Source organism: Variovorax sp. GW821-FHT09B05 (assembly GCF_059418265.1).
In genome coordinates, this window is sequence record NZ_JBWKPN010000002.1 from 170,499 (window position 1) to 189,110 (window position 18,612).

The window sequence follows — 18,612 nt, forward strand, 5'->3', positions numbered from 1 at the left end:
GCAGCGCCGCCTGTCTTCTCTGGAGTTCGGATCACGACGTATTATCGAATGAACCCGAGCCCGAGCCGCGCAGAAGATGCGTCCGCTTCTCCCACGTTGGACTCCAATCTCCACTCCCTTTCCCGCCAGTTGATCGAGTTGCGCATCGAGCATGCGGACCTCGACGCGTCCATCGACAGCCTGAGCGAGGTCGCGCCGCAGGACGAGTTGCTGCTGCGCCGCCTCAAGAAGCGCCGCCTTGCGCTGCGCGACCAGATCGTGCGGCTCGAGAACGCGATCGATCCGAAGGAGCCGGCGTGAGCGGGGTGGGTATTGACGACACGCTCGCCTCGAAGGTGCTCGAGGCTTTTTCGGAAGGCGGCGTGCTCTCGCGCGCGGCCGAGCAGTTCCGCGAGCGCTCGGGCCAGACCGAGATGGCGATGGCCGTGGCGCGCACCATCGAGCAGGGCGGCATGCTGGTGGTCGAGGCCGGCACCGGCGTCGGCAAGACCTTCTCGTACCTGGTGCCCGCGCTGCTGAGCGGCGAGCGCGTGCTGCTCTCGACCGCCACCAAGGCGCTGCAGGACCAGCTCTTCGGCCGCGACCTGCCGCGACTCGTGGAAGCGCTGGGCCTGCCGGTGCGCACCGCGCTGCTCAAGGGCCGCGGCAGCTACCTTTGCCTGCACCGGCTCGACATCGCGCGCCACGATGCCTCGCTGCCCGAGCGCGGCAGCCTGCGCACGCTGGCGAAGATCGAGCAATGGTCCAAGGCCACGCGCACCGGCGATCTCGCCGAACTGCCGGGGCTCGACGAGCGCTCGCCGCTGATCCCGCTGGTGAGCTCGACGCGCGAGAACTGCCTGGGCGCGCAGTGCCCGCAGTTCAAGCCCTGCCACGTCAACCTGGCGCGGCGCGAGGCGCTGGCGGCCGACGTGGTGGTCATCAACCACCACCTGTTCTTCGCCGACCTCGCGGTGCGCGAGACCGGCATGGCCGAGCTGCTGCCGAGCGTCAGCGTGGTGGTGTTCGACGAGGCGCACCAGCTCAACGAGACCGGCGTGCAGTTCCTCGGCACCAACCTCGGCACCGGGCAGGCGCTCGACTTCGCGCGCGACGTGCTCGCGGCCGGCCTCACGCATGCGCGCGGCCTGGTCGACTGGCAGGGCATCGTGGCCGGGCTCGAACGCGCGGCGCGCGAGCTGCGGCTGGCGGTGGGCAAGCAATGGCCGGGCGCGAAGCTGCGCTGGGCCGGGCCCTCGCCCGAGGGCATCGGCGAGCACGAATGGCAGGGCGCGCTCGACACGCTGCAGATCGCCTTCGAGGAGGCGGCCGAAGGCCTCGACACGGTCAGCGAGCTGTCGCCCGATTTCGTGCGGCTGCTCGAGCGCGCGCGCGAACTCGCGAAGCGCGCGGCCAAGTTCGCGCGCGCCTGCGCGCCGGAATCCGTGCGCTGGGTCGACGTGGGCACGCAGTTGCGGCTGGTGGAGTCGCCGCTCGACATCGCCGAGGCGATGCGCACGCGCGTGCTCAAGATCGCCAAGGCGCCCGATGCGCAGTCGGACGCGCACGGCGACGAGACGCTGGGGCGCGGCGCCCGCGAGGCCGTCGACGAATACGACGCCTGGCTCGATGCGCAGGGCGGTGGCGATGACGATGACGAGCCACCGCGCGCGCAAGAGCAGCCCGAGGCCCCCGAGCGGCGCCGCCGCGCCTGGGTCTTCACCTCCGCCACCCTGGGCGACGATCCCACGCTGCGCTGGTTCACCGAACCCTGCGGCCTCGAGGACGCGGAGGTGCTGCGCGTGCGCAGCCCCTTCGACTACGCCGCGCAGGCCGCGCTCTACGTGCCGCGCGCCTTCCCCAAGCCCAACGAGCCCTCGCACAGCCTGCGCGTGGCGCAACTGGCCGCGCGCGGCGCCGGCGCGCTCGGCGGCCGCACGCTGGTGCTGACGACCACGTTGCGCGCGCTGCGTACCGTGGGCGACGAGATCCGCCAGCAGATCGAGCGCCTGGGCATCGAGCGGCGGCCCGAGGTGCTGGTGCAGGGCGAGCTGCCCAAGCGGGTGCTGATGGACCGCTTCCGCGAGGGCGACACGATGGGGCGCCCCGGCTGCGTGCTGGTCGCCTCGGCCTCGTTCTGGGAGGGCTTCGATGCGCCCGGCGATGCCTTGCAACTGGTGGTGATCGACAAGCTGCCGTTCCCGCCGCCCAACGATCCGCTGGTCGAGGCGCGTTCGCAGCGGCTCGAGGCGCAGGGCCGCAGCTCCTTCGGCGACTATTCGCTGCCCGAGGCCGCGGTGGCGCTCAAGCAGGGGGCGGGGCGGCTGATCCGGCGCGAGACCGACAGCGGCGTGCTGGTGATCTGCGACACGCGGCTGGTCGCGATGGGCTATGGCCGGCGCCTGCTCGGGGCGCTGCCGCCGATGCGGCGGCTCGAGACCGAGGCCGATCTCGACGCGGCGATCGCGGACCTGGCCGTGCCGGTGCAGGACTGAAGCGCGCGAGCCGCGGGCGATAAAAAAGCCCGAGGGCTCGCGCCGTCGGGCTTTCGTGTGGGGTCAGCCGAGCCGGCCGGCCGCCATCACCACATCTTCCACCAGGGATCGTCCTTGGTCTTGAAGCCTTGCGAGAGGTAGGTGCTCTGCGGGTAGTTGGAGGTCAGCACGCGCTGCGCGTCGTCGCGCAGGTCGTTCATGCCGAGCGCGTCGTACGAGCGCACGATGATGTAGAGCGCTTCCTCGACCGCGGGCACTTCGCGGTAGTCGGCGATCGCGCTCTGGGCGCGGTTGATGGCCGCCAGGTAGGCGCCGCGCGAGTAGTAGTAGCGCGCCACGTGAACCTCGTACTGGGCGAGCGAGTTCACAATGTAGTTCATGCGCTGGCGCGCATCGGGCGTGTAGCGCGAGTCGGGGAAGCGCGTGATCAGTTCCTTGAACGACTCGAACGACTCCTTGGCCGCCTTCTGGTCGCGCTCCGACAGGTCCTGGCGCGTGAGGAACGCGAACATGCCGAGGTCGTCGTTGAAGTTGACCACGCCCTTGAGGTACAGCGCATAGTCGAGCGCGGGGCTGGCGGGGTGCAGCTTCAGGAAGCGATCGATGGTGGAGACCGCGGCCGCCTTGTCGCCGCCCTTGTACTGGGCGTAGGCCTTCTCGAGCTGGGCCTGCTGGGCGAGGGGGGTGCCGGCGGCACGGCCCTCGAGCTTCTCGTACAGCGGCACGGCCTTGTCGTAGGCGCCGGAACCGGCTTCGTCCTTGGCTTCCGCGTAGATCCGGTTGGGGCTCCAGGTCGCGGTCTTGTCGTCCTTGGTGCTCGAACAGCCGGCGAGCAGCGCGAGGGCGCTGAGCGCCATCCAGGCTGGGACCGATAATTTGGCGCGAATCATCACATGCGGCTTTCGTGAAACAGTTGCCCTCAATTATATCGACCGACCCCCGCGACAACTCCCCGGAGGCGGCCGAGCTCGACGAGGGCGCCGATCCGTCCGAAGCCAGCGAGTGGCGGGATTTCGTCGTCGACCCCGCGCAGCACGGACTGCGGCTGGATCGCGCGCTGGCCGCATTGGTTCCCGAGTTCTCGCGCAGCTACCTGCAGCAGCTGATCGAGGCCGGCGCCGTCGAGCTGCAGGGCCGCGCCGCCACCAAGGCCTCGGCGGCCGTGCGGGCGGGGCAGGCCGGGCGGGTCGAACTGCGTCCCACGCCGCAGAGCCAGGCGTTCCGGCCCGAGCCGATGGAGATCGTCACCGTCTACGAGGACGAGCACCTGCGCGTGATCGACAAGCCGGCCGGCCTGGTGGTGCATCCCGCCCCGGGCCACTGGAGCGGCACGCTGCTCAACGGCCTGCTCGCGCTCGATCCCAAGGCGCTGCTGCTGCCGCGCGCGGGCATCGTGCACCGGCTCGACCGCGACACCAGCGGGCTGATGATGGTCGCGCGCACCCGCGCCGCCATGGACGCGCTGGTGGCGCTGATCGCCGCGCGCGAAGTCAAGCGCCAGTACCTGGCGCTGGGCCACAAGCCCTGGACCGGCGCGGCCGCGCGCCAGGTCGACGCGGCCATCGGCCGCGACCCGCGCAACCGGCTGCGCATGGCGGTGGTCGACCTGCAGCAGCACGCCGGCAAGACCGCCCGCACCCTGATCGAGCGCCTGGACAGCGAGGAGCGCGGCTGCGTGGTGCGCTGCACCCTCGAAACCGGCCGCACGCACCAGATCCGCGTGCACATGGCGTCGATCGGCCATCCGCTGGTGGGCGACACGCTCTATGGCGGCACGGCCGCCGCGGGCCTCGCGCGGCAGGCGCTGCATGCGTTCCGGCTGGCCTTCGTGCATCCGGTCACCAAGGCGCCGATCGCGCTGCATTCAGCCTTGCCGGCCGATCTCGCCGAGGCCTTGCGGGCCTGGGGGCTGGACTACAATCGCGCCTGACGGCCTCCAGGGCCGCCGCGCCGGCCGCTTGGTGCCGGCCCCGCGTTGCACTCGCCGCGTGCCGGCAACGCCTCCTTCCATCCTTCTGAACAAAAAAAGCGTCCCCCAAGGCGCCTTTTCCCGGACAACGCGAACCATGAATACGGCGGATGCCAAGCGCATTCTCGAAACCGCCTTGATCTGTTCGAGCCAGCCGCTGCCGGTGCGCGAATTGCGCGTGCTGTTCGACGACGCACTGGGCGTGGACACGATCAAGTCGCTGCTTCTCGAGCTGCAGGAAGACTGGACGCAGCGCGGCCTCGAACTGGTCAGCGTGGGCAGTGGCTGGCGCTTTCAGAGCCGGCCCGAGATGCGCGACCACCTCGACCGTTTGCACCCCGAGAAGCCGCCGCGCTACACCCGCGCGGCGCTCGAGACCCTGGCCATCATTGCCTATCGCCAGCCGGTCACGCGCGGCGACATGGAAGACATCCGCGGCGTCACCATCAACTCGCTGATCCTCAAGCAGCTCGAGGACCGCAACTGGGTCGAGGTGATCGGCCACCGCGAGACGGTCGGGCGCCCGGCGCTGTACGCGACCACGCGCCAGTTCCTCGACGACCTCGGCCTGGCCTCGCTCGACCAGCTGCCGGTGATCGAGACGCCGGCCCAGCAGGCGGCACTGGTCGACTCGCTCGAGCGCGCGGGCGGCGGCGACCAGCCGGCGCTGCCAATCGACGAGCCGCCGGCGGAGGCCGAGCCGGCGCCGGCCGCCGACGAGACGGCGGTTGCCGTCGCGGCGGAAGAGGCGCAGACTGGTGCACACCCCTCGGAACAACCCGAAGTCCAGCCGGCGATCGCGGACGATGCATCGCTGGCCGACGAAGCGATCGCCGACGAGATCGTGGCGACCGACAGCGCGTCGGCCGAGCCGGACATGGCTCCCGAGCCGGGCGATGTCGCCGCCCTCGACGAGCGAGGCGACGACGCCGAACAGCCAGCCCCCGCGGAAGCCCAGGCTTCCGCCGATACCGAACCCTCCGAAGAACCCCGCATCGATCCCGACGCTCCACCGCCGGACGCGACCGATCCTGACGCAGTCCTCCCCGGAAAGACCTCATGAGCTCATCCGACCCCGACCAAGCGGCGATCCTGCCGATCGACCCCTTGTCCAATGAAAACACGCCGGAAACGACCGGCCAGTCCGCGGGCGATGCTGCGAAAGCCGTAGCGACGGCGGAGGAGGGCGCGGCACCGAAGCGGCGTCCGCGGCGCAAGAAGGAGGCCGCGGAGGCCACCGAGGCGCCGGCAGCGGCCGAACCCGAAGCGGCCGTGGCCGTGGCCGCCGAGAGCGTCGAGGAGCCGGCCAAGCCCGCCAAGCCCAAGCGCCCGCGCAAGCCGAAGGCCGTGGTCGACGCGGCGCCCGAAGAGCCCGCAGCCGAATCCGAGCCGCCTGCGCTCGAAGCGACACCCGAGCCCGTCGCGGCACCGGTGCCCCAGCCGGAGCCCGAACCCGCGCGTGCCGAACCGGCGCGCCTGCCGCCCCGGGACGAGGAAGATTCGGACGACCGTTCCGAGGACGAAGAAGACGAGGAAGACCCCGACGACGAGGAGGACGACCTCGACCGTGCCCGCCGTGCCGCCGAGCGCGAGCAGCGCAATGCGCCGCCGCCCGAGCCGATCCGCTTCGCCGACGTCATCTCGGGCCAGTTCGACGCCGACGAGGACAGCCCCGAGGTGCCGCCGCTCAAGCGCGTGCTGCTGCCCGAGGCCGATTCGCCCAAGCTGCACAAGGTGCTCGCGCAGGCCGGGCTCGGCTCGCGCCTGGAGATGGAGCAACTGATCCTGCAGGGGCGCATCTCGGTCAACAACGAGCCGGCCCACATCGGCCAGCGCATCCAGTACGGCGACCAGGTCAAGATCAACGGCAAGCCGATCCGCTACCGGATCGCGCCGCCGCCGCCGCGCGTGATCGCCTATCACAAGCCCGTGGGCGAGGTCGTCACGCACGACGATCCGCAGAACCGCCCGACCGTGTTCCGCAAGCTGCCGCGCCTGCATCAGGGCAAGTGGCAGTCGGTCGGCCGGCTCGACCTGAACACCGAAGGCCTGCTGCTGTTCAGCAGCTCGGGCGACCTGGCCAACCAGCTGATGCATCCGCGCTTCGGCCTGGAGCGCGAATACGCGGTGCGCGTGCTCGGCGCGATCAGCAGCGAAGAACGGCAGAAGCTGCTCGACGGCGTGCGCCTCGACGACGGCATGGCGCAGTTCGGCACCATCGAGGACGGTGGCGGCGAAGGCTCCAACTGCTGGTATCGCGTCACGATTTCCGAAGGCCGCAACCGCGAGGTGCGCCGGCTGTTCGAGTCGGTGGGCCATGCGGTCAGCCGGCTGATCCGCATCCGCTACGGCGCGATGGTGCTGCCGCGCGGCCTCAAGCGCGGCGCCTGGATGGAGCTCGACGAGCGCGACATCCGCGCGTTGTTCCAGGCCTCGGGTGGCGCGCAGGCGCGTCCGGGTCCGCCGCAGCAGCGCGGCCAGGGGCCCGATGGCGGCGGTGGCGGCCGGAACGGGCGCAACAAGAAGCGCCGCGGCGGCCGCAACGGCGGTGGTGCCCAGGCGCGCGACGACAACCGCGAGCCGCCGATCCCCAGCCCGCTGGGCGACGGCCGGCCGCCGCGCGGCCCGCGCAACAACCGCGGCCCCGGCGGCGGCAACGGCGGTCCGCCGCAACAGCAGCAGGGCCGGCGCAACAACGGCAACAACAATGCCGGCAACCGCAACCGGCAGGGCGGCGACGACCGTCCGCCGAGCGGTGCCAACCAGCCCGATCCGATGAAGACCTCGCTGGGCTACATCGGCGCCGACAGCTTCACGCGCCAGCGCAAGGAACAGCGCCAGGGCGGTTCCGGCCGCCGTGGCGGTGGGGGCGGCGGGGGCGGTGGTGGAGGCGGCGGCTTTGGCGGGCAGGGCGGCGGCGGTGGCCGGCGCCGCGGCCGCTGAACAAAAACAGCCGCGCCCGCGCGGCCTTTCGCGGGGTTTTCACCAAGGTGGTGAATCCCGCCGGTTAAAATCGCGGGCTTTGTCGGGATACAGCGCAACAATATCGTTGCAGTTGTGACAAAAAACTTCAGAATCAAGCAAGCTCAGAAAGCACTTCCATGGCTATCGAACGTACCCTCTCCATCATCAAGCCCGACGCCGTCGCCAAGAACGTCATCGGCAAGATCGTTTCCCGCTTCGAGGCCGCCGGCCTGAAGATCGTGGCTGCCAAGCTGGTCCACCTCTCGCGCAACGAAGCCGAGCAGTTCTACGCCGTGCACAAGGAACGTCCCTTCTTCAAGGACCTGGTCGAGTTCATGATCTCGGGCCCGGTGTTCGTGCAAGTGCTCGAAGGCGAGAACGCGATCGCCAAGAACCGTGACCTGATGGGCGCCACCGACCCGAAGAAGGCCGCCGCCGGCACCATCCGCGCCGACTTCGCCGACAGCATCGACGCCAACGCCGTGCACGGTTCGGACGCTCCCGAAACCGCCGCCAACGAAGTGGCGTTCTTCTTCGCCGGCCTCAACGTCTACGCACGCTGAAGCCGCATCTCGACCGAATCCATGACCACGGCCAACCTGCTCGATTTCGATCTCGAGGGGTTGGCTGCGTTCTGCGAAAAACTCGGCGAGAAAAAATTCCGCGCCACGCAGCTGTTCCGCTGGATCCACCAGCGTGGCGCCAGCGACTTCTCCCAGATGACCGATCTGGCCAAGTCGCTGCGCGAGAAACTCGCGACGACCGCGCGCGTCGAGGCGCTGCCGGTCATCACCCAGCACGAATCCAAGGACGGCACGATCAAGTGGCTGTTCGACGTCGGTGACGGCAATGCCGTCGAAGCCGTCTTCATTCCCGAGGACGACCGCGGCACGCTGTGCGTGTCGTCCCAGGCCGGCTGCGCAGTCGGCTGCCGCTTCTGCTCGACCGGCCACCAGGGCTTCAGCCGCAACCTGAGCACGGGCGAGATCGTCGCCCAGCTCTGGTTCGCCGAGCACTTCCTGCGCAAGCACCTCAAGCGCGACGAGCGCGTCATCTCCAACGTGGTGATGATGGGCATGGGCGAGCCGCTGCAGAACTATTCGGCGCTGGTGCCCGCGCTGCGCACCATGCTCGACGACAACGGCTACGGCCTCTCGCGCCGCCGCGTCACGGTCTCGACCTCGGGCGTGGTGCCGATGATCGACCGCCTGGGTACCGACTGCGCGGTGGCGCTCGCCGTCTCGCTGCACGCACCCAACGATCCGCTGCGCGACGACCTGGTGCCGCTGAACCGCAAGTACCCGATCGCCGAGCTGCTCGAGGCCTGCAAGCGCTACCTCGCGCACGCGCCGCGCGACTTCATCACCTTCGAGTACTGCATGCTCGACGGCGTCAACGACCAGCCCGAGCATGCGCGCCAGCTGATCGAGCTGGTGCGCACGCACGGCGTGTCGTGCAAGTTCAACCTGATCCCGTTCAACCCCTTCCCGGCATCGGGCCTGCTGCGTTCGCCGCAGCCGCGCGTGCTGGCCTTCGCGAAGATGCTGAGCGAAGCCGGCCTGGTGACCACGGTGCGCAAGACGCGCGGCGACGACATCGACGCCGCCTGCGGCCAGCTGGCCGGCGACGTCAAGGACCGCACCCGCGCGGCCGAGCGCATGGCGCAGCGCCGCCTGGCGTCTTCTGCCTCGGGAACGGAGCGAACGGTCGTGTTGCATCCGGTCCGCAAGGCCGCTTCCACCGCCTCCCAGGAGCATTGAACCGATGAGCATGGCTTTTCCGACGGCGAGCGCCGGGCTGCAACGCGTGCTGGTGGCCAGCTTCGCGGGCCTCGCGGCGCTGCTGCTCTCGGGGTGCGTGAACACCCGCACCACGACCACCAGCCTCGATTCGGCCAGCTCGTCCTCGGGCCCGCAGCTCGTCACCGAGTCGGACGAGTCGAACGCCCGTCGCCGCGCCCGCCTGCGCATGGAACTCGCGGCCGGCTATTTCGAGCATGGCCAGAACACCGTCGCGCTCGACGAGATCAAGCAGGCGCTCAACGCCGATCCCAGCTATGCCGACGCCTTCGCGCTGCGCGGACTGGTCTACATGCGCATGGAAGACGCCGGCCTGGCCGAGGACAGCTTCCGCCGCGCGCTGGCGCTCAACCCGCGCGACGGCAACACGCGCCACAACTACGGCTGGCTGCTGTGCCAGCAGAACCGCTACCGCGACGCCGCCCAGCAGTTCACCGAGGCGCTGGCCACGCCGGCCTACACCGAGCGCGCCAAGACGCTGATGACGCAGGGCCTGTGCGAGATGCGCGCGGGCCAGCCCGTCGAGGCCGAGCGCTCGCTGCAGGCGGCCTACGAGATCGATGCCGGCAATCCGGTGGTCGGCTTCAACCTCGCCTCGCTGCTCGCGAAGCGCGGGGAATGGTCGCGCGCGCAGTTCTACGTGCGCCGCGTCAACAACGGTCCCTCGGCCAACGCCGAAACCCTGTGGCTGGGGATCAAGATCGAGCGCAGTCTCAACAACCGCGAGGCGGTCGCGCAGCTGGGCGGGCAGCTGCAGCGCCGCTTCCCGCAGTCGCGCGAAGCTTCGGCGTTCGAGCGCGGGAATTTCAATGACTGAACGGGTTTCCGAATTCGGCACTTCCGCGGTGATTCCGCTCGAGGAAGCCGACAACACGAACAAGTCCGCCGGCACCATGCTGCGCGAGGCGCGCGAAGCGCACGGCCTGCATATCGAAATGGTCGCGGCCGCGCTCAAGGTGCCGGCGCAGAAGCTGCTGGCGCTCGAGGCCGACGACATCGCCGCCTTGCCCGACCCGGTGTTCGCGCGCGCGCTGGCCAGCAGCGTCTGCCGTGCGCTGCGCGTCGATCCGGCGCCGGTGCTCGCCAAGCTGCCGGGCGCGCCCAAGGCCGCGGTGGCGGTGGCCGACCGCAATCTCAAGACCCACATCGTCTCGGGCACCTCGCGCTGGGGCAGCGGCCGTTCGGGCGGGCTGCCGTCGCGCGCGCTGCTGACCGTGGTCGCGCTGCTGCTGGTCGGCGCGGCCGCGATCTTCTGGCTGCCGCAGTCGGTGTTCGACCGCATCGGCAGCACGGTGTCGCGCATCACGGCGCGCGGCGCGGCCGAGATAGGACCGAACGCTGGCGAGGCGCCTGCCGCCCCCGGCGCCACGCCGGGCGTCGCGACCGAGAACGTGCCGGTTCCGGCCGCGGCCGTCGGCACCGCCGCGCCGGCGCCGGCCGTGGCGGCTGCACCGGCGACGCCGGCCGCGGCAACGCCCGCCGCCCCCGCAACGGCTACGCCGCCGGCCGCCGCCGACGCGAGCGGCCAGGCGCTGGTCTTCGTGGCGCGCGAGGAATGCTGGATCACCGTCACCGATTCGGCGGGCAAGCAGTTGCTGCGGCGCAGCCTGCTGGCCGGCGAAACGGTCGCGCTGTCGGGGGCGCTGCCGCTCTCGGTGGTGGTCGGGCGCGCATCGAGCGTCGATGTGCAGGTGCTCGGCAAGCCCTTCGATCTCAAACCCTTCACGCGCAATGGCGGCGTTGCGCGCTTCGAGGTGAAATCGTGAGCGAACCCCTGCCGATCGAATCCGCGGCGCCCAAGGCGCGCCGCTCGCGCCAGGCCCGCGTGGTCTGGGGCCCGCGCGTGGTCACGGTCGGCGGCGATGCGCCGGTGCGCGTGCAGTCGATGACCAACACCGACACCGTCGACGCGATCGGCACCGCGATCCAGGTCAAGGAACTGGCCCAGGCCGGCTCCGAGATGGTCCGCATCACGGTCAACACGCCCGAAGCCGCGGCGCAGGTGCCCTACATCCGCGAGCAGCTCGACCGCATGGGCATCGACGTGCCGCTGGTCGGCGACTTCCACTACAACGGCCACCGGCTGCTGACCGACTATCCGGCCTGCGCCGAGGCGCTGAGCAAGTACCGCATCAACCCCGGCAACGTGGGCAAGGGCGACAAGAAGGACCGTCAGTTCGGCCAGATGATCGACGCGGCCATGCGCTGGAACAAGCCGGTGCGCATCGGCGTGAACTGGGGCAGCCTCGACCAGGAGCTGCTGGCCAGCCTGATGGACACCAACAGCCTGCGCGCGCAGCCCTGGGATGCCAAGCAGGTCATGTACGAGGCGCTGATCACCTCGGCCATCGAATCCGCGAAGCTGGCCGAATCCATGGGCATGGCCGGCGAGCAGATCATCCTGTCGTGCAAGGTCAGCGGCGTGCAGGACCTGATCTCGGTCTACCGCGAACTCGCGCGGCGCTGCGACTACCCGCTGCACCTGGGCCTGACCGAGGCCGGCATGGGCACCAAGGGCACGGTGGCCTCGGCCACCGCGCTGTCGATCCTGCTGCAGGAAGGCATCGGCGACACCATCCGCGTGTCGCTCACGCCGCAGCCCGGAGAGTCGCGCACGCAGGAGGTGGTGATCGCCTCCGAGATCCTGCAGTCGCTGGGCCTGCGCATCTTCGTGCCGAGCGTCACCGCCTGCCCGGGGTGCGGCCGCACCACCAGCACCACCTTCCAGGAACTGGCCAAGCAGATCGACGACTACCTGCGTCTGCAGATGCCGGTCTGGCGCAAGAAATACCCGGGCGTCGAGACGATGAAGGTGGCCGTGATGGGCTGCATCGTCAACGGCCCCGGCGAGAGCAAGCACGCGGACATCGGCATCAGCCTGCCCGGCACCGGCGAGGCCCCCGCCGCGCCGGTCTTCATCGACGGCGAAAAGGCCCTCACGCTGCGCGGCGACAATATCGCCAACGAGTTCCACCAGCTCGTCGAAACCTACATCGAAAAGCGCTTCGGCCAGCCCCAGGCTGCCGACGTCGCCTGACCACTCCTCTCCCATGGCTGACAAGATCAATGCCGTCAAAGGCATGAACGACATATTGCCGGCGAGCGTGCCGCGCACCGACCGCCTGCCCGACTCGGCCCTGTGGTCGTGGTTCGAGCAGACGGTGCGCTCGCTGCTCGCGCGCTACGGCTACCAGTACATCGTGACGCCGGTGGTCGAACCCACGGCGCTGTTCGTGCGCGGCCTCGGCGAGGTGACCGACATCGTCGAGAAGGAGATGTACTCCTTCACCGACTCGATGAACGGCGACAAGCTCACGCTGCGCCCCGAGGCCACCGCCGGCATCGTGCGCGCGATGGTCGAGCACAACGCGCTCTACAACGGACCGCTGCGCCTGTGGACCATGGGCGCGATGTTCCGCCACGAGCGGCCGCAGAAGGGCCGCTACCGCCAGTTCCACCAGCTCGACGTCGAGGCGCTGGGTTTCGCCGGTCCGGACGTGGATGCCGAGCTGATCCTCATGGTGCGCGCGCTGTGGCGCGAGCTCGGACTGCTCGAGGGCCAGCACGTGCGGCTCGAGATCAACAGCCTGGGCCAGCCGGCCGAGCGCCAGGCGCATCGCGAGGCGCTGATCCGCCACTTCGAGGCGCATGCCGAGCTGCTCGACGCCGATGCGCAGCGCCGGCTGCACAGCAATCCGCTGCGCATCCTCGACACCAAGAATCCCGCCATGCAGGCGATGGTCGAGGCCGCGCCGCAGCTGATGGACTTCCTCGGCGAGGAGTCGCGCGCGCACTTCGCCGCGGTGCGCGCGGTGCTCGACGCCGCGGGCCTGGGCTACCGCGTCAACCCGCGCCTGGTGCGCGGCATGGACTACTACAACCTGACCGTGTTCGAGTGGGTCACCGACCAGCTCGGCTCGCAGGGCACCGTGTGCGGCGGCGGCCGCTACGACGGCCTGATCGGCCAGATGGGCGGCAAGCCCGCGCCGGCCGTGGGTTTCGGCCTGGGCATCGAGCGGCTGCTGCTGCTGATCCAGGAACTCGGCCTGCCGGTGCCCGGCAGCGAACCCGCGGCCTACGCCATCGTGCCCTCGGCCGCGGCGCTGCCGCAGGCGATGGTGGTGCTCGAGCAGTTGCGCGCGGCCGGCGTGGCCGTGGTGCAGCATGCGGGCGGCGGCGGCATGAAGGCGCAGTTCAAGAAGGCCGATGCGAGCGGGGCGCGCTTTGCGCTGATCTTCGGCGAGGACGAACTCGCGCGTGGCGAGGTCACCGTGAAATCCTTGCGCGATGGCAGCGGTTCGCAGGTGGCCCGCCCGCTCGCGGACGTGGCCGGCTGGGCCGCCACCCTACAATCGCCGGCTCCCGGGGAATCATCGGACCGTTCCTGAGTCTTTCAGCCTCACGGAGGCACAGAATGAAAACACACGGGCGCACCCGGCGCACCGCGGCCTCGAGTCCTTCCAACCACTGACAGCGCATGGCAACCCATCTCGATCTCGAAGAACAGGAACAGCTCGACCAGCTCAAGCATTTCTGGAACACCTACGGCACCCTGATCACCTGGGTCGTGCTGCTCGTCGCCGGCGCCTTCGTGGCCTGGAACGGCTGGCAGTATTTTCAGCGCACCAAGGCAGCCCAGGCAGCGGCGCTGTACGACGAAGTCGAGCGCAGTGCCCAGTCGGGCGATGCCGCCCGCATCGAGCGCGTGTTCAACGACATGAAGGAACGCTTCGCGGGCACCGCCTATGCGCAGCAGGCCGGCCTGCTGGCCGCCAAGACCCTCTACGACAAGGGCAATGCCGAAGCCTCGCGCGCCGCGCTCGGCTGGGTGGCCGACAAGGCCACCGACCCCGGCTACCAGGCCATCGCCAAGCTGCGCCTCGCGGCCGAACTGCTCGATGCCAAGTCCTACGACGACGCGATCAAGCAGCTCTCGGGCAACGTGCCGAAGGAATTCGAGCCGCTGGTGGCCGACCGCAAGGGCGACATCTACCTGGCCCAGGGCAAGCGCGACGAGGCGCAGGCCGAGTACCGCAAGGCCTGGACCGGCCTGGGTGCCGCTTCCGAATACCGCCGGCTGGTCGAATTCAAGCTCAATGCGGTCGGTGTCGACCCCAAGAGCCTGGCGCCCGCCATCACCGTCACCCCCGCAGTTCCTGCCAAATCCTGATCGCCAGCCATCATGAATTTCATGCGTTTCATGCCTGAATCGACCGCCGTGCGTGCGGGGTCTGCTCTTGTTTTGGTAGCGGTCCTGGCCGCCTGCTCGGGCACCTCCAAGCCGAAGCCGGCCGAACTGCCGACCAATGCCTCGCTGATCGGCGTGCGCCAGGCCTGGAGCGTGAAGATCCCGGCGGTCAAGTTCCCGCTCACCACCGACATCAGCGGCGACATCGTGACCGTGGCGGCCGCCGACGGCACCGTGGTCGGCATCGATGCCCGCGCGGGCCGCGAAACCTGGCGTGCCAGCGTCGGCGCACCGCTCACGGCGGGCGTGGGCAGCGACGGCAGCATCACCGCGGTGGTCACCACCAACAATGAACTGGTCGCGCTGCAGGGCGGCAAGGTGATCTGGAAGCAGCGCCTCACCGCGCAGGCCTTCACCGCGCCGCTGGTGGCCGGCCGCCGCGTCTTCGTGCAGACCGCCGACCGCAACATCAGCGCCTGGGACGGCGAGAGCGGTCGCCGCCTCTGGTCGCAGCAGCGCACCGGCGAGAACCTCGTGCTCAAGAAGCCGGGCGTGCTGCTCGCCGTGGGCGACACCCTGGTGGCCGGCATCGGCGGCCGCCTCGCGGGCATCAACCCGTCGAACGGCACCTCGCGCTGGGAATCGCCGATCGCGGCGCCGCGCGGCACCAACGACGTCGAGCGCCTGGTCGACCTGACCGGCAGCGTGAGCCGCGTGGGCGACACCGTCTGCGCGCGCGCCTACTACGCCAGCGTCGGCTGCGTCGACACGCTGCGCGGCACCCTGGTCTGGAGCAAGGCGGCCTCGGGCGCCGAAGGCCTGGGTGGCGACGATGGTTTCGTCTACGGCACCGAAGCCGATGGCAGCGTCACCGCCTGGCGCCGCGCCGACGGCGAACGCGCCTGGCAGAGCACCACCTTCAAGAACCGCACGCTGACCGCGCCGCTGGCCGTGGGCCGTTCGCTGGTCATCGGCGACAGCACCGGCCTGCTGCTGTTCGTCTCGCGCGAGAACGGCGGCCTGCTGAACCGCGTCACGCCCGATGGCTCGGCCATTGAAACCGCTCCGGTGGTCGTGGGCAACACGGTGGTGGTCGTCACGGCCAACGGCGGCGTCTTCGGCTACCGTCCCGACTGATCTTTTTTCCAGGGCATGGCCATGAATTGCGAATCCGCGAAGGAGCGGCCATGAAACCCGTCATGGCCCTGGTGGGCCGTCCCAACGTCGGCAAGTCGACCCTGTTCAACCGCCTGACCCAGACGCGCGATGCCATCGTGGCGGACTTCGCCGGGCTGACGCGCGACCGCCACTACGGCAACGGCCGCCTGGGCAAGCACGAGTTCATCGTCATCGACACCGGCGGCTTCGAGCCCGACGCGGGCAGCGGCATCTTCAAGGAGATGGCCAAGCAGACGCGCCAGGCCGTGGCCGAGGCCGACGTGGTGGTGTTCGTGGTCGATGCCCGCGAAGGGCTGTCGGCACAGGACCACGACATCGCCAACGAGCTGCGCCGCCTGGGCAAGCCCTGCGTGCTGGTGGCCAACAAGTCCGAGGGCATGCACGACGGCTCCAAGCTGGTCGACTTCTACGAGCTGGGCCTCGGCGAGGTGCATGGCGTGTCGGCCGCGCACGGGCAGGGCATCCGCGGCCTAGTCGAACTGGCGCTCGAATCGCTGAACCTGCCCGAGCCCGAAGAGGACGAGGACGGCGAGGACGACGTCAACAAGCCGATCAAGCTCGCGGTGGCGGGGCGCCCGAACGTCGGCAAGTCCACGCTGATCAACACCTGGCTCGGCGAAGAGCGTCTCGTGGCCTTCGACATGCCCGGCACCACGCGCGACGCGATCTCGGTGCCCTTCGAGCGCAACGGCCAGCGCTTCGAGCTGATCGACACCGCCGGATTGCGCCGCAAGGGCAGGGTGTTTGAGGCGATCGAGAAGTTCTCGGTGGTCAAGACGCTGCAGGCCATCGAATCCGCCAATGTCGTGCTGCTGCTGCTCGATGCCACGCAGGGCGTGACCGACCAGGACGCCCACATCGCGGGCTACATCCTCGAGAGCGGCCGCGCGGTGGTGATCGCCATCAACAAGTGGGACGCGGTCGACAGCTACCAGCGCGAGCAGATCCAGCGCCAGATCGAGACCCGGCTGGTGTTCCTCAAATTCGCCGCGCTGCATTTCATCTCGGCCATCAAGCGCCAGGGCCTGGGGCCGCTGTGGCAGGCGATCGCGCAGGCCCACAAGTCGGCCACCCGCAAGATGTCGACGCCGGTGCTGACCCGGCTCTTGCTCGAGGCGGTGCAATTCCAGACGCCCAAGCGCACCGGCATGTTCCGGCCCAAGCTGCGCTATGCGCACCAGGGCGGCATGAATCCGCCGCTGATCGTGATCCACGGCAATTCGCTCGAGCATGTGACCGACGCCTACAAGCGCTTTCTCGAGGGGCGGTTCCGCAAGGAATTCGACCTGGTGGGTACGCCATTGCGAATCGAATTCAAGAGCTCCCACAATCCCTACGCCGACAAGGACGAGTGAGTCTTGGGCACCGTTGGCGGCCGATGAGCGGCCGCCGGAACGGAAGTTCCGTCTTTTGAGAACCGTTATTTTTCAAAGGCTTTTGGCGCGGAATGCTGCAGCGCGGGAGGCCTGTGTTAAGGTCCCTTTTCCAACAACTACTCTTGAACACGGAGAATATCGTGAGCAATAAAGGGCAACTTCTACAAGACCCGTTTCTGAACACACTGCGTCGCGAGCATGTGCCGGTTTCCATTTATTTGGTGAACGGTATCAAGCTGCAGGGTCAGATCGAGTCTTTCGACCAGTACGTCGTGTTGCTTCGCAACACGGTGACACAGATGGTCTACAAGCACGCCATTTCCACCATCGTGCCGGGTCGTGCCGTCAACTTCTCGGCCAACGAGAACGACGACGCCGCAGCCTGATCGGCGCGGAGCGCGGCGGTGTCAAACCCGCCGCGCTTTTCCCCTTTTCTGATACCGCTTGTCTGAACTGAATTCCCGCCAGGAAGGCGCCGTCGTTCTCGTCGGCGTCGACTTCGGGCTGCCCCATTTCGACAGCGAACTCGAAGAACTCGGCCTGCTCGCGCAAACCGCGGGCCTCTCGCCCGTGGCGCGCCTCGTGTGCAAGCGCAAGGTGCCCGACGCGGCGCTTTTCGTCGGCAGCGGCAAGGCCGACGAGATCAAGGAGCTCGCCGCGATGCATCGCGCGAGCGAGGTCATCTTCGACCAGTCGCTGAGCCCGGCCCAGCAGCGCAACCTCGAGCGCCAGCTCGACGTCGCGGTGTACGACCGGACCTTCCTCATCCTCGAGATCTTCGCGCAGCGCGCGCGCTCGCACGAAGGCAAGCTGCAGGTCGAGCTCGCCCGCCTGCAGTACCTGAGCACGCGCCTCGTGCGCCGCTGGTCCCACCTGGAGCGCCAGACCGGCGGTGCCGGCGTGCGCGGCGGCCCGGGCGAGAAGCAGATCGAGCTCGACCGGCGGATGATCGCCGAGTCGATCAAGCGCACGCGCGAGCGCCTGGCCAAGGTGCAGAAGCAGCGCGGCACGCAGCGGCGCCAGCGCGAGCGCCGCGAGACCTTCAACATCTCGCTGGTGGGCTACACCAACGCGGGCAAGTCCTCGCTGTTCAATGCGCTCGTGAAGGCCCGTGCCTACGCGGCCGACCAGCTGTTCGCCACGCTCGACACCACCACGCGCAACCTCTACCTCGGCGATGCGCGCCGGCAGGTGTCGATCTCCGACACCGTGGGCTTCATCCGTGACCTGCCGCACGGCCTGGTCGACGCCTTCAAGGCCACCCTGCAGGAAGCGGTCGATGCCGACCTGCTGCTGCACGTGGTCGATGCCTCGAACCCGCACCATCCCGAGCAGATGGCCGAGGTGCAGACGGTGCTGCGCGAGATCGGCGCCGACACCGTGCCGCAATTGCTGGTCTTCAACAAGCTCGATGCCCTTGAAAGCACGCAACGTCCGCTGCATCTGCAGGACGACATGGACATCGACGGCGTGCAGGTTCCGCGCATCTTCCTGAGCGCCCGCAGCGGCGAGGGCTTGCCCCTGCTGCGCGCGGAGCTGGCCCGACTCTCGGGCTCGATCGCCGATACCATGACCCCTGAGGGTGACGCTGAATTGCACGGTGCCACCCATTGATTGGGCACAATCCCGCCACTGACAAGAGAACGACGCGAATGAATGCAAA

At 69.3% G+C, this 18,612-nt stretch carries 17 protein-coding genes; 16 read left to right on the plus strand and 1 reads right to left on the minus strand.

Translation table 11 applies throughout. The features are described 5' to 3' along the window. The first annotated feature begins 96 nt into the window (after window positions 1–96). Window positions 97–300 (plus strand): YdcH family protein, encoded by a 204-nt coding sequence (locus tag AC07RM_RS05585; protein WP_093342624.1) that lies wholly within the window; start codon window positions 97–99, stop codon window positions 298–300. After that, window positions 297–2,474, plus strand: coding sequence for an ATP-dependent DNA helicase (locus AC07RM_RS05590; RefSeq protein ID WP_495333664.1), 2,178 nt, complete (start codon window positions 297–299; stop codon window positions 2,472–2,474). Before AC07RM_RS05585 ends, AC07RM_RS05590 begins: the two co-directional genes overlap by 4 nt. A gap of 86 nt (window positions 2,475–2,560) precedes the next feature. Here AC07RM_RS05590 and AC07RM_RS05595 read toward each other — a convergent pair whose 3' ends face one another. Beyond that, entirely contained in the window at window positions 2,561–3,364 is an 804-nt protein-coding gene (locus tag AC07RM_RS05595; protein ID WP_093342623.1) for an outer membrane protein assembly factor BamD, read from the minus strand. A 14-nt stretch (window positions 3,365–3,378) separates the two neighbouring features. Here AC07RM_RS05595 and AC07RM_RS05600 point away from each other — a divergent pair, with 14 nt between their 5' ends. The 14 genes from AC07RM_RS05600 to hflX all read left to right on the plus strand — a co-directional run bounded on the left by AC07RM_RS05600 (window position 3,379) and on the right by hflX (window position 18,563). Next, window positions 3,379–4,404, plus strand: a complete 1,026-nt coding sequence (locus tag AC07RM_RS05600) for an RluA family pseudouridine synthase (protein ID WP_495333666.1) — start codon at window positions 3,379–3,381, stop codon at window positions 4,402–4,404. 136 nt (window positions 4,405–4,540) lie between these two features. Continuing rightward, entirely contained in the window at window positions 4,541–5,506 is a 966-nt protein-coding gene (gene scpB, locus AC07RM_RS05605; protein WP_495333668.1) for an SMC-Scp complex subunit ScpB, read from the plus strand. Continuing rightward, window positions 5,503–7,386: a pseudouridine synthase gene (locus AC07RM_RS05610; RefSeq protein ID WP_495333670.1), complete on the plus strand. Its 1,884-nt coding sequence runs from the start codon at window positions 5,503–5,505 to the stop codon at window positions 7,384–7,386. Before scpB ends, AC07RM_RS05610 begins: the two co-directional genes overlap by 4 nt. Window positions 7,387–7,544: 158 nt before the next feature. After that, window positions 7,545–7,970, plus strand: a complete 426-nt coding sequence (gene ndk / locus AC07RM_RS05615; protein WP_019653122.1) for a nucleoside-diphosphate kinase — start codon at window positions 7,545–7,547, stop codon at window positions 7,968–7,970. Between the two features lie 21 nt (window positions 7,971–7,991). Beyond that, entirely contained in the window at window positions 7,992–9,167 is a 1,176-nt protein-coding gene (gene rlmN / locus AC07RM_RS05620; RefSeq protein ID WP_093342618.1) for a dual-specificity RNA methyltransferase RlmN, read from the plus strand. 4 nt (window positions 9,168–9,171) lie between these two features. Beyond that, on the plus strand, window positions 9,172–10,023 hold the full coding sequence (gene pilW, locus AC07RM_RS05625) for a type IV pilus biogenesis/stability protein PilW (RefSeq protein WP_093342617.1): 852 nt from the start codon (window positions 9,172–9,174) through the stop codon (window positions 10,021–10,023). Continuing rightward, window positions 10,016–10,972, plus strand: coding sequence for a RodZ domain-containing protein (locus AC07RM_RS05630; protein ID WP_495333672.1), 957 nt, complete (start codon window positions 10,016–10,018; stop codon window positions 10,970–10,972). The genes pilW and AC07RM_RS05630 overlap by 8 nt, the downstream gene beginning before the upstream one ends. A gap of 8 nt (window positions 10,973–10,980) precedes the next feature. Then, window positions 10,981–12,243 (plus strand): flavodoxin-dependent (E)-4-hydroxy-3-methylbut-2-enyl-diphosphate synthase, encoded by a 1,263-nt coding sequence (gene ispG / locus AC07RM_RS05635; protein WP_281077512.1) that lies wholly within the window; start codon window positions 10,981–10,983, stop codon window positions 12,241–12,243. A 13-nt stretch (window positions 12,244–12,256) separates the two neighbouring features. After that, a complete protein-coding gene (gene hisS, locus AC07RM_RS05640; protein WP_495333674.1) occupies window positions 12,257–13,594 on the plus strand; it encodes a histidine--tRNA ligase in 1,338 nt (445 codons plus the stop codon). Between the two features lie 89 nt (window positions 13,595–13,683). Next, window positions 13,684–14,376 (plus strand): YfgM family protein, encoded by a 693-nt coding sequence (locus AC07RM_RS05645; RefSeq protein ID WP_093342613.1) that lies wholly within the window; start codon window positions 13,684–13,686, stop codon window positions 14,374–14,376. A 12-nt stretch (window positions 14,377–14,388) separates the two neighbouring features. After that, a complete protein-coding gene (bamB, locus tag AC07RM_RS05650) occupies window positions 14,389–15,531 on the plus strand; it encodes an outer membrane protein assembly factor BamB (protein ID WP_495333676.1) in 1,143 nt (380 codons plus the stop codon). A 50-nt stretch (window positions 15,532–15,581) separates the two neighbouring features. Then, window positions 15,582–16,928: a ribosome biogenesis GTPase Der gene (der, locus tag AC07RM_RS05655; protein ID WP_208509375.1), complete on the plus strand. Its 1,347-nt coding sequence runs from the start codon at window positions 15,582–15,584 to the stop codon at window positions 16,926–16,928. 161 nt (window positions 16,929–17,089) lie between these two features. Next, window positions 17,090–17,335, plus strand: a complete 246-nt coding sequence (hfq, locus tag AC07RM_RS05660) for an RNA chaperone Hfq (RefSeq protein ID WP_056582504.1) — start codon at window positions 17,090–17,092, stop codon at window positions 17,333–17,335. 58 nt (window positions 17,336–17,393) lie between these two features. Beyond that, window positions 17,394–18,563 (plus strand): GTPase HflX, encoded by a 1,170-nt coding sequence (hflX, locus tag AC07RM_RS05665; RefSeq protein WP_093342608.1) that lies wholly within the window; start codon window positions 17,394–17,396, stop codon window positions 18,561–18,563. Window positions 18,564–18,612 lie beyond the last annotated feature (49 nt).

Excerpts from the sequence above, each read along its gene's own strand:
- ndk (WP_019653122.1), top strand. The coding sequence starts at position 7,545 with ATGGCTATCGAACGTACCCTCTCCATCATCAAGCCCGACGCCGTCGCC.
- der (WP_208509375.1), top strand. The coding sequence starts at position 15,582 with ATGAAACCCGTCATGGCCCTGGTGGGCCGTCCCAACGTCGGCAAGTCG.
- scpB (WP_495333668.1), top strand. The coding sequence starts at position 4,541 with ATGAATACGGCGGATGCCAAGCGCATTCTCGAAACCGCCTTGATCTGT.
- pilW (WP_093342617.1), top strand. The coding sequence starts at position 9,172 with ATGAGCATGGCTTTTCCGACGGCGAGCGCCGGGCTGCAACGCGTGCTG.
- AC07RM_RS05645 (WP_093342613.1), top strand. The coding sequence starts at position 13,684 with ATGGCAACCCATCTCGATCTCGAAGAACAGGAACAGCTCGACCAGCTC.
- hisS (WP_495333674.1), top strand. The coding sequence starts at position 12,257 with ATGGCTGACAAGATCAATGCCGTCAAAGGCATGAACGACATATTGCCG.
- AC07RM_RS05595 (WP_093342623.1), bottom strand. The coding sequence starts at position 3,364 with ATGATTCGCGCCAAATTATCGGTCCCAGCCTGGATGGCGCTCAGCGCC.
- AC07RM_RS05610 (WP_495333670.1), top strand. The coding sequence starts at position 5,503 with ATGAGCTCATCCGACCCCGACCAAGCGGCGATCCTGCCGATCGACCCC.
- AC07RM_RS05630 (WP_495333672.1), top strand. The coding sequence starts at position 10,016 with ATGACTGAACGGGTTTCCGAATTCGGCACTTCCGCGGTGATTCCGCTC.
- rlmN (WP_093342618.1), top strand. The coding sequence starts at position 7,992 with ATGACCACGGCCAACCTGCTCGATTTCGATCTCGAGGGGTTGGCTGCG.
- bamB (WP_495333676.1), top strand. The coding sequence starts at position 14,389 with ATGAATTTCATGCGTTTCATGCCTGAATCGACCGCCGTGCGTGCGGGG.